General features: G+C 69.1%; 16 protein-coding genes, 1 other RNA gene and 1 pseudogene. 9 read left to right on the top strand and 9 right to left on the bottom strand.

The annotated features are described in order from the left end of the window. Positions 1 to 26 precede the first annotated feature (26 nt). Positions 27 to 677, top strand: a complete 651-nt coding sequence (locus P3102_RS05480; RefSeq protein WP_276367060.1) for a hypothetical protein — start codon at positions 27 to 29, stop codon at positions 675 to 677. Positions 678 to 809: 132 nt separating this feature from the next. Here P3102_RS05480 and rnpB read toward each other — a convergent pair. Further along, positions 810 to 1,208: RNase P RNA component class A (gene rnpB / locus P3102_RS05475), an RNA gene on the bottom strand. A 14-nt stretch (positions 1,209 to 1,222) separates the two neighbouring features. Beyond that, a complete protein-coding gene (locus P3102_RS05470) occupies positions 1,223 to 1,438 on the bottom strand; it encodes a hypothetical protein (protein ID WP_276367058.1) in 216 nt (71 codons plus the stop codon). Between the two features lie 370 nt (positions 1,439 to 1,808). Here P3102_RS05470 and sfnG point away from each other — a divergent pair, with 370 nt between their 5' ends. Next, positions 1,809 to 2,936 carry a dimethylsulfone monooxygenase SfnG gene (gene sfnG, locus P3102_RS05465; RefSeq protein ID WP_276367057.1) on the top strand — a complete coding sequence of 376 codons (1,128 nt, stop codon included), beginning with the start codon at positions 1,809 to 1,811 and terminating at the stop codon, positions 2,934 to 2,936. Positions 2,937 to 3,349: 413 nt separating this feature from the next. Here sfnG and P3102_RS05460 read toward each other — a convergent pair whose 3' ends face one another. The 4 genes from P3102_RS05460 to P3102_RS05445 form a co-directional block, all read right to left on the bottom strand. Then, entirely contained in the window at positions 3,350 to 5,086 is a 1,737-nt protein-coding gene (locus P3102_RS05460) for a hypothetical protein (RefSeq protein WP_276367054.1), read from the bottom strand. Positions 5,087 to 5,199: 113 nt separating this feature from the next. Then, entirely contained in the window at positions 5,200 to 6,321 is a 1,122-nt protein-coding gene (locus tag P3102_RS05455; protein ID WP_276367052.1) for a bifunctional RNase H/acid phosphatase, read from the bottom strand. Next, a complete protein-coding gene (locus tag P3102_RS05450) occupies positions 6,318 to 7,055 on the bottom strand; it encodes a C4-type zinc ribbon domain-containing protein (protein ID WP_276367051.1) in 738 nt (245 codons plus the stop codon). The genes P3102_RS05455 and P3102_RS05450 overlap by 4 nt, the downstream gene beginning before the upstream one ends. A 16-nt stretch (positions 7,056 to 7,071) precedes the next feature. Continuing rightward, a complete protein-coding gene (locus tag P3102_RS05445) occupies positions 7,072 to 7,893 on the bottom strand; it encodes a Nif3-like dinuclear metal center hexameric protein (protein WP_276367049.1) in 822 nt (273 codons plus the stop codon). 14 nt (positions 7,894 to 7,907) lie between these two features. Between P3102_RS05445 and P3102_RS05440 the strand changes: the two are divergent. Next, positions 7,908 to 8,123 (top strand): annotated as a pseudogene (locus P3102_RS05440) (hypothetical protein); the annotation flags it as partial. 152 nt (positions 8,124 to 8,275) lie between these two features. Here P3102_RS05440 and P3102_RS05435 read toward each other — a convergent pair. Further along, positions 8,276 to 8,596 carry a hypothetical protein gene (locus tag P3102_RS05435; protein ID WP_276367046.1) on the bottom strand — a complete coding sequence of 107 codons (321 nt, stop codon included), beginning with the start codon at positions 8,594 to 8,596 and terminating at the stop codon, positions 8,276 to 8,278. A 130-nt stretch (positions 8,597 to 8,726) separates the two neighbouring features. On the opposite strand from P3102_RS05435, the gene P3102_RS05430 reads away from it, so the two are divergent. Then, positions 8,727 to 9,188, top strand: coding sequence for a low molecular weight protein-tyrosine-phosphatase (locus tag P3102_RS05430; RefSeq protein WP_276367044.1), 462 nt, complete (start codon positions 8,727 to 8,729; stop codon positions 9,186 to 9,188). A gap of 23 nt (positions 9,189 to 9,211) precedes the next feature. After that, a complete protein-coding gene (locus tag P3102_RS05425; RefSeq protein ID WP_276367042.1) occupies positions 9,212 to 10,033 on the top strand; it encodes an SURF1 family cytochrome oxidase biogenesis protein in 822 nt (273 codons plus the stop codon). A 286-nt stretch (positions 10,034 to 10,319) separates the two neighbouring features. Here the strand turns inward: P3102_RS05425 and P3102_RS05420 are convergent, their stop codons facing one another. Further along, on the bottom strand, positions 10,320 to 11,261 hold the full coding sequence (locus tag P3102_RS05420; protein ID WP_276367040.1) for a CobD/CbiB family cobalamin biosynthesis protein: 942 nt from the start codon (positions 11,259 to 11,261) through the stop codon (positions 10,320 to 10,322). A gap of 53 nt (positions 11,262 to 11,314) precedes the next feature. Then, complete coding sequence (locus tag P3102_RS05415; protein WP_276367039.1) at positions 11,315 to 12,010, bottom strand: FadR/GntR family transcriptional regulator; 696 nt, start codon at positions 12,008 to 12,010, stop codon at positions 11,315 to 11,317. A 103-nt stretch (positions 12,011 to 12,113) separates the two neighbouring features. Here P3102_RS05415 and P3102_RS05410 point away from each other — a divergent pair, with 103 nt between their 5' ends. The 4 genes from P3102_RS05410 (at position 12,114) to P3102_RS05395 (ending at position 14,926) form a co-directional block, all read left to right on the top strand. Then, positions 12,114 to 12,608 (top strand): gluconokinase, encoded by a 495-nt coding sequence (locus P3102_RS05410; RefSeq protein WP_276367037.1) that lies wholly within the window; start codon positions 12,114 to 12,116, stop codon positions 12,606 to 12,608. Continuing rightward, a complete protein-coding gene (locus P3102_RS05405) occupies positions 12,605 to 13,972 on the top strand; it encodes a gluconate:H+ symporter (RefSeq protein WP_276367034.1) in 1,368 nt (455 codons plus the stop codon). Before P3102_RS05410 ends, P3102_RS05405 begins: the two co-directional genes overlap by 4 nt. Before the next feature lie 112 nt (positions 13,973 to 14,084). Continuing rightward, positions 14,085 to 14,420, top strand: a complete 336-nt coding sequence (locus P3102_RS05400; RefSeq protein ID WP_276367033.1) for a metalloregulator ArsR/SmtB family transcription factor — start codon at positions 14,085 to 14,087, stop codon at positions 14,418 to 14,420. Then, positions 14,417 to 14,926 carry an SRPBCC family protein gene (locus tag P3102_RS05395; RefSeq protein ID WP_276367031.1) on the top strand — a complete coding sequence of 170 codons (510 nt, stop codon included), beginning with the start codon at positions 14,417 to 14,419 and terminating at the stop codon, positions 14,924 to 14,926. The genes P3102_RS05400 and P3102_RS05395 overlap by 4 nt, the downstream gene beginning before the upstream one ends. Positions 14,927 to 14,929 lie beyond the last annotated feature (3 nt).

The raw sequence follows: 14,929 nt of genomic DNA, 5'->3' as shown, positions 1-14,929 counted from the left end.
ATGCCCGGCAGCGGGCGGCGCGGAAGATGTTCACGCACCAGGAGCGCATGGCGGACAAGGCGGAGAAAGCCCTGGTCCGTCCCGGATTCCGGGAACGGGTCGAGGAACTGATGGCCGGCCAGTGGCGCGAGCCGGTCCTCGTGCTGCGGCTGGGCGACACCGATCCGGGTTTCGACGTGCCCGGCAGGCGCCTGGACGGCACGGTCAAGGGAAAGCGGCTCGTCCGGCGCTTCTTCTGGAACGTGTTCCGTGGCATCGGCGGCGCGGCGGTCTACGTCTTCGCGCTGCTGAACGGTGCGGGCAGCGGCGGTGGCAAGGGAGGTCACCCGTTCCAGCGGGAGATCCGCGTGCAGGGCCCGGCGAACGCGCTGGTGCTCGGCCTGACCGACCGGCTTCGCAAGACGAGCGGCCCCTGGCTGGTGTGCTCGCCGTCCGCGCTCGCGGTGGTGGACACCGGTTCGACCTACCGGGACCCGGCCGACGCACCGCCGCCGGAGATCCTCTGGCAGGCCAGGAAACCGCAAGCGCCCGAGATCGACTTCCGCAAACGCGTCCTCACCTGGCCGGACGGTTCGACTTTCGTGTTCACCCTGCACGGCCGCGCCGAGGACCGGCATCTGCGCGACCATTTCGAGTTCCCGGACACCATCCACTGGACCGGACGGCCGGGAGAGTAAGGAGAAGGTGGTGGGGCTGAAGGGCCCGTTCCCCGCCTGCGATGCGAGGAAAGGGCCCTCCATCCGCTGGGCGGAGCGCAGGCTCGATCCAGCGTCGAACCTCACGCCACGCCTCGGCGCTCGAAGGTGGTACGGACGAGCCGGCGTGTAAGCCGGATCCTGTCCTCGCCTCGCCTCGCGGCTGAGCGAGTGGCGGCCATCCATCTAGGCCCGCCGTCGCCGACGGGCTCGAGCGGCCTACCCGCAGGCTCGGGCGGGCAGCCCTCGATCGCCTGCGCAGGAGCCTCGCGGCTCCCTCTTGACCTTGCTCCGGGTGGGGTTTACCTAGCCGCCCTGGTCACCCAGGACGCTGGTGGTCTCTTACACCACCGTTTCACCCTTACCTCCGCCCGCGAAGCGAACGGAGGCGGTCTGTTTTCTGTGGCACTGTCCCGCGGGTCGCCCCGGGTTGCCGTTAACAACCACCCTGCCCTGTGGAGTCCGGACTTTCCTCGAACCGGTCTCCCGGCTCGCGGCCGCCCCGCCGACTCGTCCGTCGGCGAATCCTACTGGCAGTTCAGGTTGCGTTGCCCGTGGGGTTTGACGACGAACCCAGGGGTGGTCGGTGCCCTGAACATCCATTCGCCGGGGTGCGCGTCGGCGGACTCGTAGAGGGGGCGGTTCGCCAGGGTCGCCTGTTCGGCGCCTTCGGGACGGTTGATGGTGCCGGCGAGGGCCGGATCGATGCCGGTCACCAGCGGCGTGCCAGTGGGCCGCCTCATCCGTGTCACGAAGACGGCGATGAGTCGTACGCCGGCGGTGGCACTCACGGTCCGGGGAGGCTTCGGTGACCGGGGCCTGTGCCGTCAGCGACACCGGTTCTGCCGCCCGCCGTCACATCGCGGCGCCGACGACGAGCGTGGTCGACCGCGATCGCGCCTCGGGCGGCTCCGTTTCTTCCTGTGGCTCGACAAGGTTCCGCTCCGCGACTCGTGGTCCGATGGAGGACGACGGACGGACTGTCGAGGTCATTTGCCCGGGCATACCGCAAACTGAGCGCACCGGACGACCCGAATCGGTTCCGCGCTCGGCCGGTCTCACCGCGTGGACGGTGATTGACGGTTTCCGGGGGCGGCGGGTTCACTCCGCGACATGCCGGGAATCGAATCCGAACCACTCAAATTCGCCTATTGGGTCCCCAATGTGAGCGGCGGTCTGGTCACGAGCGACATCGAGCAGCGCACCGACTGGGGCTACGAGTACAACCGGGCGCTCGCCGTCCTCGCGGAGAACAGCGGGTTCGAATACGCGCTGAGCCAGGTCCGCTACACGGCCAGCTACGGTGCCGCCTACCAGCACGAATCGACCGGGTTCAGCCTCGCGCTGCTGCTCGCGACGCAGCGGCTGAAGGTGATCGCGGCGATCCACCCCGGACTGTGGCATCCCGGCGTGCTCGCGAAGTTCATCGCCAGCGCGGACGTGATCTCCGGCGGACGCGCGGCGGTCAACGTGGTCAGCGGCTGGTTCAAGGACGAATTCACCAACCTCGGCGAACCGTGGCTGGAACACGATGAACGATACCGCCGTTCGGAAGAGTTCATTCGCGTGCTGAAGGAACTCTGGACGAGCGACCACGCCGAATTCACCGGCGATTTCTACCGGATCCACGATTTCGACATCAAACCCAAACCGGTCGGCCGTCCGCATCCGGAGATCTTCCAGGGCGGCAACTCCACCGCGGCGCGCAAGCTCGCGGGCCGGGTGTCCGACTGGTACTTCAGCAACGGCAAGGACTTCGACGGCTTCAGCGAGCAGGTCGCGGAGGTCCGCGGCTACGCGGCCCAGAACGACCACGCCGTCCGCTTCGGGCTCAACGGCTTCGTGATCGCGCGGGAGACCGAGAGCGAGGCGAAGGCCGTGCTGCGCGAGATCGTCGAGAAGGCGAATTCGGACGCCGTCGAGGGCTTCCGCAACGCCGTCAAGCAGGCGGGAAGCTCCACTTCGGACAAAAAGGGGATGTGGGCCGACTCGGAGTTCAAGGATCTGGTGCAGTACAACGACGGCTTCCGCACCGGGCTGATCGGCACGCCGGAGCAGATCGCGGACCGGGCCATCGAGTACAAGAAGCGCGGGGCGAACCTGCTGCTGCTCGGCTTTCTGCACTACCTGGAGGACGTCGAGCACTTCGGGAAGCACGTGCTTCCGGTGATCCGGGCGAAGGAAGCGGACCTGGAACGAGGCGCCGCCACTCCCGAACCCCTGGTCACTTCCGCCCCCTGACCTGCGGAAAGAGAGCAAGGGACCTTTGCTGTCGCCCCGGGAAACGTGGTCCTTCTCGACTCTCCGTGAGGGACGCTCTGTCGGACGGTGACGCCTGACTTGCCCGGGTCACCGGGGCCGTGAGTGCGGTTTCGGGCTAGACCCCGAAACGCCACCTTTACCGGTACGAGGGTTGACTGCTCAGCGCGTGCCGGGTGCTCGACGATGGAGGAATCGGGACGTCGAGCGTCCCGATTCCTCCATCGTCGACGAGCGTTCCGGTCTCGCCAGGAACCCTCCCCGCCCAGCACGACAGCGAGGCGCCTCGGGGCACCGGGTTCGTGGCACGCCACGCTCGCCTTTTCCTCATTCGGCCCTCTGGTTGCGATCGTTGCGCGGGCAAGGATCGCAACCAGGTGCCGAATTGCGAGCGCTTAAGGGAGGTAGACGGTCTGGCCGGGGTGCATGGTCGGGCCGCAGTCCTTGAGGGGGCCACCGAAGCGCGCCTTCTCGACGTCCGGCAAGGTCTTCGCCGCGTACTCCCGGACGGCCTTCAGTTTCTCCGGGCTGGAGACGGCGTCCTTGCGCACGAAGTCCCCGTTGCGCGGCCCGCTGCCCGGGTACACGAAGATCGGCTCGTAGTCACGGTCGATCCGCGGGTCGACGGTGATGCCGTTGCCCGCGGCCCACGGCCCCCACGAGTGGATGAAGGTCGGCTTGACCTGCTCGAACACGTAGTCACGCAGCCCCGGCAAGTCGCCGTTCTTGAGGAAGTCCGCGACGTCCGCCTCGACCAGTCCGGCCATGTCGACCAGGTGCAGGCGGCTGGTCATCGACGAGCCGCCGAGGTCGGGCAGCAGCAGCGACGCCTGCTGGAGGCCGAGGATGTCGGCCATGGTGTTGAAGCCGCGGCCGAAGCGGTCGGCGATGAGGCAGGCGGGCACCGTCGGGACCTCTTGGAACTTCTTCGACGCCGACGCGAAACCCATCCCGGACGGGATGGCGGCGGCGACCAGCACGAGCACCACGACGGTCCGGAGCACCGCACGCGACCGGCGCAGCAGTTCGCCGGCGGCCAGCGTTCCCGCCAGCACGGCGAGGATCCAGATCGGGGTCGCGAACCGGTGCTGGCCCATCCAGTCCGGAACCATCACGCCGTACGCGACGATGCCCAGTGCCAACGGCACCAGCAGCGCGATCAGGCTGCGCCGCCACTCCGCGCGGACCAGCGCGTATCCGATGGTCAGCGCCAACAGGATCGTCCCGGCGACGCCCGCGTAGCCGACCAGTTCGAAAGGCTGCTTCAGCGCCGATAGCCCGGGCAGGCCCTGCCCCTTCGCGATGGACGGGTTCGCCAGCAGCCTGCCGAACTCCGTGATCCGCCAGGCCAGGTACGCCCCGAACGGGATCGCGAACGCGACCACCGACACCACGACCAGCTTCACGCTCTGCCCCAGCAGCGGCTTCCGCAGCTGGAAAAGGACGACGAGCGGGTACGCGCCGCCGTAGATCAGGCCTTCGGGACGGGTCAGCGCGGCGAACGCGACCAGCACCCCGGACCAGATGGCGACCTTCGCGGTGAGCACGGTGTCCTTGCGCACGGCCACGAACAGCAGTGCGGCGAGCCAGGCGACGGCCATCCCGAACAGGGAGTTCTCCAGACCGGAGATCGTCCAGATGACGAACGACGGGATCGCGGCCAGCGTGAGCCCGACGACCAGCGTCGCCAGCCAAGCGAAGCGCGCGAAGATCTGCTTCGCCACGATGTGGCAGGCGGCCAGCGTCCCGGCCGTGAACAGCAGCCCCAGCAGCTTGGGGAACAGGACGTAGTCCGGGAAACCGAACAGCGTTCCGCTGTCGAAGAGGCCGACGAGCTTGCCGAGCGCCAGCACCACCAGCCACGTCGAGTTCGACCAGCCCTCGACCGACGGCTGCCCCGGCTGCAGCACCGGGCCGAGCCCGTCGGCGAAGCTGCGCGCGTAGGAGAACGTGATGGCCGCGTCGTCGACGATCCAATGGCCGTAGAGGGTGGCGTGCCAGGCCAGGGCCGCGACACCGGCGAGTACCGCCAGATACGGCGCGACGCGGGCGGCCAGGCCACGACGGGCCGGCGTCTCCGCCGGGCCGGGCACGTCTTGTTCGGAAGCTTCGCTGAGTGCGCTCGCCGTCATGTCCCCGTCTTCGCCTTTTCGCTCACCGTGCCGTCGCCGAGACTGTAGCCACTACCCCATCGACCGCCTGCGACACGTCATATCCAGGCGTGATCCGCGCCACACTTCCCCGCCTAGGCGAGATGTGAGATGTCGTTCACCAGCCGCACCGACGCGTTGCCGTCCGGGTAGAACTCGACGATCGAAAGCGACGCCAGGTCCAGGTGCAGGCGGAACAGCAGCGAGGGCCCGGCGTCCAGGCCCATCCGCAGCAGCGCCTTGATCGGCGTGACATGGCTGACCAGTACGAGCGTCCGCCCGCCGTACTTCGCGATCAGTTCGTCGCGGGCCTTGCGGACCCGCCGGTGGACGCCGTCGAAGCTTTCGCCGCCCGGCGCCGCGATCGAGGTGTCGGAAAGCCAGCCGGTCTGGAACTCGGGGTCGCGCTCCATCGCCTCTGTGAAGGTAAGACCTTCCCAGTCGCCGAAATCGGTCTCGATCAGCCCCGGATGGGTCTCGACCCGGCCGCCGAGCGCGTCCGCGATCGCCTGCGCGGTCTGCTGGGCGCGGATCAGCGGCGAGGCGATGACGGGCGCGGCCTCGCCGTCGACGACCAGGCCCTCCATCGCGCCGAGGCGTTTCGCGGCGGCGGCCGCCTGCTGTTCGCCGTGCTCGGTGAGGGGCACGTCACCGCGGCCGGAGTACCGCTTCTCGACCGACATCGCCGTCTGGCCGTGCCGCACGAGGAGCAGCTTGGTCGGCGTGCCGGTCGCACCGGTCCAGCCGACCGGGCTGACCCTGTCCTGCTTCACGTTCTTCTTCGGCGGTTCTGGCTTCTGCGTGGCCTCGCGCCCGGCGTCCATCGCCTCGTTCGCGAGCCCGTCCGCGTGGGAGTTCTCCGCGCGCGGGATCCACTCGTAGCGCACCCGCGAGAAGCGCGCGGCCAGCTCCGCGGCCTCGGCGTTCAGCGGCCGCATCGCCGGGTGCTTGACCTTCCAGCGCCCGGACATCTGCTCCACCACGAGCTTCGAGTCCATCCGGACGTCCACTGTGGACGCTCCGAGCTCGGCGGCCGCGGCGAGCCCGGCGATCAGGCCGGAGTACTCGGCGACGTTGTTGGTCGCGATGCCGACGTACGCCTTGCGCTCGGCGAGCACCTCACCGGTGGCCGCGTCCTTGACGACCGCGCCGTATCCGGCGGGGCCGGGGTTGCCCCGTGAGCCGCCGTCGGCCTCGACGAGCACGCGGTCGGTCACAGGCCGGACTCCAGCGTGCGCACCAGGATGGCGCCGCAGTTCTCGCACTGGATGACGTTGTCCTCGGGGGCGGCCTTGATCTCGGCGATCTCGCGGCGGTCGATGTCGAGCTGGCAGGCACCGCAGCGGCGGGCCCGCAGCAGCGCCGCGCCGATGCCCTTCTGCGCCCGGACCCGCTCGTAGAGCTTCATCAGGTCTTCGGGGAACCGCGGCAGCAGCTTGGCGCGGTCTTCGTCGCGGCGTGCCTTCGTGATGTCGAGGTCGGTGAAGTGCTCGTCGCGCCGGCGGACGGCTTCGGCGACCTCGTTCTCGGCCTTCGCGACCTCCGCGCTGGTGCGCTGGGCGTCGAGCTCGAGCGCCTCGCGGCGCTCCATCAGTTCGAGCAGATCGTCCTCGAGCGCGGCCTGGCGCCGGTTGAGGCTGTTCAGCTCGTGCTCGATGTCGGTCATCTGTTTCGCCGCGACGGAACCGGATTCGAGGAGCTTGCGGTCGCGGTCGCCGCGAGCGCGGACCGACTCGATCTCCTTTTCCTGCCGGGCGATCTCGCGGTCGAGGTCGGACGCCGCGGTCTGGACCGAGACCAGCGCGTCACGTCGTTCGCGCACCGTCTTCTCGCCCGCGTCGATCTCGGCGATCTCCGGCAGGGTGCGGCGACGGTGGGCGGTACGCGAAAGTTCGGCGTCCACCTTCGCGAGTTCGAGCAGCTTGCGCTGGACGGCGGGGTCGGCCTTCACGGTGCTCCTTGGCTTCTTAGTGCGCGGTTCGGGTGGCCCGTAGCGTCCACGGGTCGGTGCACCGCGTGGAGACGTGGAGGCCGACGTTACCCGCAAACGCGGCGCGGACGACGGCCGAGGCTTGCTCGCACCACGGCCATTCGCTCGCCCAGTGCGTGACGCCGACCAGGGCGGGGACTTCGGCGATCTCGGCGAGGTGCTCGCCGGCGGGATGATGCCGGAGATCGGCGGTGACGTACGCGTCGACACCGGCGGCGGTGGCCCGGCCGAGATAGCTGTCGCCGGAACCGCCCGAGACGGCGACGCGGCGGATCGGGCGGGCCGGGTCGCCCGCGCCGTAGACGCCGGGTTCCGTACGCGGCAAGGCGTTGGCGACGCGTTCGACGAAGACGGAAAACGGTTCGGGCACGGACAGTTCACCGATGCGGCCGATGCCGGTGACGCCGTCCTCACGAGGGTCGAGCGGGCCGAGGACGGTCAGGCCGATGGCGTCGGCGAGCGCGTCGGAGACGCCGGGCGACGCGGAATCGGCGTTGGTGTGCGCGCAGTACAGCGCGACGCCCGCGCGGACGAGGCGGTGCACGAGACGCCCTTTGGCGCTGTCGGCCGGGACGCCGTGGACTCCGCGCAGCAGCAGCGGATGGTGCGCGACGATCAACTGCGCGCCGCCCTCGATGGCCTCCTCGACGGTCTCCTCGACCGGATCGACACAGAACAGCACCTTGGCCACGTTCTCGGTCGGGTCGCCGCAGACGAGACCGACGGCGTCCCACGATTCGGCGAGTTCGGGCGGGTACGCCTGCTCGAGGGCGGCGATGACATCGGCTAGCGCGGGCACCCGGCGATTTTCGCATGTGGCGTTTCCGGGCAGGCGACTTCGGGTGCCGGTCCTCGCTGCTTCTCGTGGTGCTACCCGAGCCGGCGTCGGCGTCTCCGGGACTTCGGCGACTGACCGACCTGGCCGCTCAGCGCGGGCAGATCACCGTCGAGGTCGCGGCCGCGAAGTTCGGCACGCCGTCGCCGATCGACGATCCGGCGCGCGAACGGCGGAGCCTCGACTCGGTGGCGGGCCTGGACCGGCTGCACTCCGGGACGCTTTCGGACGCTGCGCGGCCGGTCTGCTCGCGCCCTTCATCGCGACGGGAGCAAGGGACCTTTGCTCTCACTTGAGCGGCTGACCTGCGGAAAGAGAGCAAGGGACCTTTGCTGTCGCCTCCGGCTCAGTCCAGCGCCTTCGCGTCCTTGTTGATCGCCCAGCGCCCGGCCGCGCGCACGACGCGGCCCGTCCACCGCATCGCCCGGTAGGCCTTCGTCGAGTGATGGGGGACCTCGATGTGGCCGACCTGGTACGGCGCGACGGACGCGCTCGACCGGAGGTGCAACGGCATCCTGGTCATCGCCTCTTTCGGCGATCTCGCCTGGACGAAATGGTGCTCCGACAGGATCCGCCCGACCTCGTACGGGTGCGGATGCGTGACGGTGATGCGATACCAGCGGAGCCCGGTTGCCGCGGACTCGACGATGGGTGTTGGTGCGCTCATACGCGACCTTCCTGCGTGTTTCTCTCCAGGAGGTTTACTCCCGCTTCGTCCCGGCTTTCCAGCTTCGCGCGCCGGGTAGCCGTCCGGAGCCGGTGAGCGGTCGATTTCCGCCGGCCTTCACACTGATCGGGTGCTGCACATCGTCTTCGTCTGTTCCGGCAACATCTGCCGCTCTCCGATGGCCGAGCTCGTCTTCCGCGCGAAAGCCGAAGAGGCCGGTCTCGGTCACCTCGTGCGGGTGTCCAGCGCGGGCACCGGCGGCTGGCACGTGGGCGAGGCCGCGGACCAGCGGGCGCGCGCGAAGCTGGCCGAGCACGGTTATCCGGCCGGTCATGTCGCGGCCGAGGTCGACCGCGGGCATCTCGCCGCCGATCTGCTGCTCGCCGCGGACGAGAGTCACCTCTCGTTCCTCCGCCGGAAGGTCTCGGACCCGGAGAAGGTCCGCCTGCTGCGCGAATTCGATCCGTCCGCGCCCGAAGGCGCCGAGGTCCCGGACCCGTACTACGGCGAGGACGACGGTTTCGAGGACGTCCTCGCCATGATCGAGCGATCCGTTCCCGGCCTGCTCGACTGGGTGCGCGCACACGCCTGAGGCCGACCGCTTACCGTGGTGGGGTGCGGTTGAAGTTCCTGCTGAAGCCCGGGTGGCTGGCGTTGACGTTGGTGGTGTTCACCTTCGCCGTCACCTGCTTCACCCTGCTCGCGCCGTGGCAGTTCTCCCGCGACACCGAACGCGAACACCAGAACGCGGCGCTGCGGGCGTCGTTCTCCGGACAGCCACGCTCGCTGGAGGAGCTGCTCCCCCACGGGGCCGTACCTGATCAGCGCACCGAATGGCACCTGGTCGCGATGAAGGGCACGTACCTGCCCGAGGGCGAGGTCGTGGCCCGTCTGCGCTCCGTACAGGGCGAAGCGGCCTACGAGGTCCTGACGCCCTTCCGCACCGTCGAGGGCACGATCGTGCTGGTGGACCGCGGATACGTCCGGCTCGACGACAAATCACGCGCGCTCCCCTTCGCCCCGCCCCCCGCCGGAACGGTCGACATCGTCACGCGGGCACGTCACGACGAGAAGGACGGCAGGAACCGCGACGCCTTCGCCGACGAGTCGACAGGCGGGCAACTGCAGAGTTATGTCGTCGATTCCCAGGTCGTCGCGCGGGCCGCGAAGCTGGACATCCGGCCGGGCTACTTCCAGCTCGACGTGAACCAGCCCGGTGTGCTGGGTGCGCTGCCGCTGCCGCAGACCGACGCCGGACCGTTCTTCTCCTACGCGCTCCAGTGGATCGCTTTCGGGACGATGGCGTTGCTGGGCTGGCTGTACTTCACCGTCCGCGAGCTGAAGCCGGGTGGCGCGCTGACCACGGAACGGCCGCAGCGGCGCAAGAGTGTCGCGGAGATGCTCGCTGAGGACGAACGCTCCGAAGTGACCACCTGATCTGACGCGGAAATGGCCCTTTTACCGGTCCATTCCGCGGGTGCGTACTCGATCACGCTGATCCACCCGTGGGGGCGCTGTCCACGACGACGCCGAATGGCAGGCCTGGCTTACCGCTCGGTTCAGGCCGCGGTGTCCGTGAAGGACTCCTTGAGGGACCCTGGGTCCCTCAAGGAGTCCTTCACGGACTTCTGGGCGACAGGTGGTGAGCCGGGGGCACTTTCCGCAGGTCGGCGCGCCAGGCGATAGCAAAGGTCCCCTGCTCCCCCGGCCGCCGGACCGCAGCTCAACGCCGCCGTCGCCGCAGCCCGACGAGACCGGCCAGCACCACCGAGCTGATCGCCCCCAGCCAGCCGACCACCCGCGAGAGTTCCACGGCCCGCGTCACGTGTCCGGCGTCCGGGTTGCGGCCGATGCCGAGCACCGGCAGTTCCTCGACGCCGTGCCGGTAGACGGTCCGTCCGCCGACGCGGATCTCGAGCGCCCCGGCGAACGCGGCCTCGACGCGGCCCGCGTTCGGGCTCGGGTGAGCGGTGGTGTCCCGGCGCCAAGCACGCCACGCGCCACCCGCCGAGCCGCCGACGACCGGGGCCGCGAGGACGGTCAGCCCGGCCGCGACGCGGGTGGGCACGAGGTGGACGATTTCGTCCAACCGGGCGACGAACCAGCGGTAGCGCTCGGGGCGCCCCCGGCCGAGGCCGCGCAGCAGGCTGATCGCGCGCGAGCCGAGCAGGCCGGGGATGCCGGCCAGCGCTCCCCACACCAGCGGCGCGATGACGACGTCCGCGGTATTCTCGGCGAGAGTCTCCACCGAAGCGCGCGAGAGGCCGATGACACCGAGGTCGTCGGTGACCCGGGGGTCCAGTGTGGACAGTGTGCCGCGCGCGGTTTCGAGTTCGCCTTCTTCGAGGTCCCGCGCCAGCGACGTGCCGTGCGCGGCCAGGCCGGCGGCGCCGAGTACGGCCCAGGTGGTCACCGCGGTCGTGGTCGCCTGCAGGACGGGGCTGCGTCGCCCGGCGCGTTCGGCGAGCACGCCCGCCAGCACGGCGGAACCCGCGAGGCCACCGGTCCACAGCACTCCGGTCGCCGGATGCTTCGACCGGACCTTCGCGTCCACCGTCGAAGCCGCTCTGGCGAACGCCGTCACCGGACGCCGTGACCGGGGGTCCCCGATCGCCCCGTCGGCGGCCACCCCCAACACCAAGCCGATCGCGCGCGCCGCGCTCACCGTCGCCCCCTGCCTGCAGTATCCCTCGAAGACCTGCAGAGATTACTCGAAGATCATTCGTCCAGAAGGACGGCCATCTCGTCACGCGCCTGGATGACGATGTCCCGCATCGCGCGTTCGGCCCGGTCGGGGTCACCGGCGTCGATGGCCGCCGCGACCTCGACGTGCAGGGCGACGGCCTCGGGCTGCGGCTCCTCCGGCATCAGCCCGTGCCCGGTGCGCCCGGCGAGCACTTCGGCGACGACCGCCGAAAGCTGCGCGAACATCGGGTTCCGCGACGAGGACAGCAGCAGAGCGTGGAAAGCGACGTCGTGCCCCAGAAAGGTCTCGAGGTCCCGCTGGTGCGCCGTCTCCTCCAGTCGCTTCGCCAAGGCCCGGAGGCGGCCGCTCTCTTCCGGTGTCGCCCGCAGTGCGGCGTATCGGGCCGCGCACGGTTCGACGCCGGAGCGCAGCTCGGTCAGCGTGCGCAGCGCGGTCTTCCGCTCGGATCCGTCGAGTTGCCAGCGGAGCAGTCTCGGGTCGTAATGGTTCCAGTCACGCGGCTCGCGCACGATCATCCCGACTCGGCGCTTGCTGCTGGTCAGGCACATCGTTTCGAGGACACGCACCACCTCGCGTGCCACCGTGCGAGACGCGCCGAACCGTTCTTGGAGCTCCTCCGAACGCAGCACGGAGCCCGGCGGAAGCCGCCCGTTCGCGATCGCGGAGCCGAGCGCGTCGAGCACTTCGGCATGCCTGTCGTTGCCCACCGGGCGACCTTAACGCTCTGACTCGATTAAGTAGTACTTCATGTTGCTTAAGTAGTACTTTTGAGTTGTACTCGTCCCGGCTACAACGACGTGGGAGGTACGGATGACCGTCATCGTGGTGATGGGCGTTTCCGGCTCGGGCAAGACGACCGTGGGCACGGCACTCGCCGAACGCCTCGGCGTCGACTACGCCGAAGCGGACACGTTCCATCCGAAGGCGAACATCGACAAGATGAGTTCCGGCCACCCGCTGAACGACGAAGACCGGCAACCCTGGCTCGACGCCATCGCCGCCTGGATCTCCGGCCACCAGTCCACCGGCGGCGTCGTGACGTCTTCCGCGCTCAAGTACCGGTACCGCGACATCCTGCGCGGCGGCGGCGACGTCTGGTTCCTGCACCTGCACGGCGGCCGCGACCTGCTCGCCGCCCGGATGAAGACCCGCTCCGGCCATTTCATGCCGGTGTCCCTCTTGGACTCCCAGCTCGCCGACCTCGAGCCGTTGCGCCCGGAAGAGCGCGGCCTCGTCGCCGACATCGCGAAGACGCCGGAACAAATCGTCGAAACCGCCCTGGCCGCTTTCGAGGACCGCTCATGACCACCACCCTCGCCGCCGCCTGGACCGGCCAGGACACCCGGCTCATCGGGGCGACGGTGCTCGCCATCGCCGTGATCGTCGTCCTGATCACCAAGGCGAAGCAACATCCGTTCCTGGCCCTCATCCTCGGCTCCGGCGTGCTCGGGCTCGTCGGGGGCATGCCGGTGGACAAGCTGATCAAGAGCTTCAGCTCCGGCGTCGGCTCCACCGTCGCCTCGGTCGGCGTGCTGATCGCGCTCGGTGCGATGCTCGGCAAACTGCTCGCCGATTCCGGCGGCGCCGACCAGATCGTCGACACCATCCTGCGCCGCGCGGGTGACCGCACCCTGCCGTGGGCGATGGCGCTGGTCGCCGTGCTGATCGGCCTGCCGATGTTCTTCGAGATCGGCCTGGTCATGCTGATCCCGGTGATCCTGCTGGTCGCCAAGCGCACCGGGAAACCGTTGCTGCTGCTGGGGATTCCCGCCCTCGCCGGGCTTTCGGTGCTGCACGGCCTCGTTCCGCCGCACCCCGGTCCCCTCGCCGCCGCGGGTGCGCTGAACGCGAACGTCGGCCTCACCTTGGCCTTCGGCGTGCTCGTCGCGATCCCGACGGTGGTCATCGCCGGACCGCTGTTCGGCAGGCTGGCCGCGAAGATGGTCCCGGACGCGGTCGCGCCGGAACGGCTGGTCCCCGAATCGTCCTCTTCGGACGGACGGCGGCCGGGCTTCCTCGCGACGCTGTCCACGGTGTTGCTGCCGGTCGTGCTGATGATGGGCAAGGCACTCGCGGACATCCTCCTGGAGAAGGAGAACCACGTCCGCCGCGTGCTGGACTTCATCGGCGACCCGCTGGTGGCCCTGCTCGCCGCGGTCCTGCTCGGCATGCTCACCCTCGGCAAGTCCGCGGGCTTCACCCTGGACAAGCTGTCGTCCACGGTGGCCGATTCGCTCCCGCCGATCGCCGGCATCCTGCTCATCGTCGGTGCCGGCGGCGGGTTCAAGCAGACCCTCGTCGACGCCGGGGTCGGCGAGGTCATCACCAGCCTGGCGACCGGCGCGAACCTGTCCCCGTTGCTGCTCGGCTGGCTGGTCGCGGTCGCGATCCGGCTCGCCACCGGCTCCGCGACGGTCGCGACGGTGTCCGCCGCCGGTATCGTGGCCCCGCTCGCCGCGACGATGGACCCGTCGCACAGCGCGCTGCTGGTGCTGGCGATCGGGGCAGGCTCCCTGTTCTTCTCCCACGTCAACGACGCCGGGTTCTGGCTGGTCAAGGAATACTTCGGGCTCTCGGTCGGGCAGACGCTCAAGAGCTGGTCGATCATGGAGACGGTCATCTCCGTGGTCGCGATCGCGCTGATCCTGCCACTGGGCGCCCTCCTGTAGCGCGAGTACCTGAAGGCCCCCGTCCTTGCGCCGGACGCAAGGACGAGGGCCTTCAGGTACTTCGGGAAAGTTCCGGTTGACATGTGACCTTTTGGTCACCTATTCTTTCGGCGTGCCCGACGACGACCTGGTTTTCAAGGCCCTGGCGGATCCGACCCGCCGGTTCCTGCTCGACCGGTTGTTCGCGCGTGACGGCCGCACGCTGACCGATCTCGAGTCCGAAGTGGACATGAGCCGGTTCGGCGTGATGAAGCATTTGAAACTGCTGGAAGAAGCCGGACTCGTCGTCACGCGCAAAGAGGGCCGGGAGAAGAAGCACTTCCTCAACCCGGTACCGATCCGGCAGATCCACGACCGGTGGATCGACAAGTTCACCGAGCGCGCCGTGACCGCGTTGCTCGACCTCAAAGCCGAACTCGAAGCCCCCGAAACCGAGGAGCCGTCATGACCGACACCCAGGTTTACCGCGTCTACATCAAGGCCACTCCCGAGAAGATCTGGGACGCCATCACGAAGCCCGAGTGGTCGCAGAGGTACGGCTACACCGGGCTCGTCGACTACGACCTGAAGCCGGGTGGCAAGCACGCCACCCACCCGACGAAGGATTACGTCGACGCGGGGTTCACCAACGATCTCGTCGACGGCGAGGTACTGGAGGTCGACCCACCGCGCAAGCTGGTCATCACCTGGAAGCTGCTGATGGACCCGTCCTTCGACAAGGAGCCGTACACCAAGCTCACCTACGAGATCGAAGAGACGAAGACCGCGGGCACCCGGCTGACCGTCACCCACGACGTCACCGACGCGCCCACGACGGCCTCGCTGGTCAACGGCTCGCAGGAGGACGTCGACGCCGGTCCGGGCGAGAACGCCGGTGGCGGCTGGGCATGGATCCTGTCGGACCTCAAGACGTTGCTGGAGACGGACGAGCCGCTCGTCCCCGCCGCTTCCTGAGAC

Origin of the sequence: Amycolatopsis sp. QT-25 (assembly GCF_029369745.1) — a bacterium.
GTDB lineage: Bacteria > Actinomycetota > Actinomycetes > Mycobacteriales > Pseudonocardiaceae > Amycolatopsis.
This window is presented reverse-complemented; position numbering and strand designations above follow the sequence as displayed.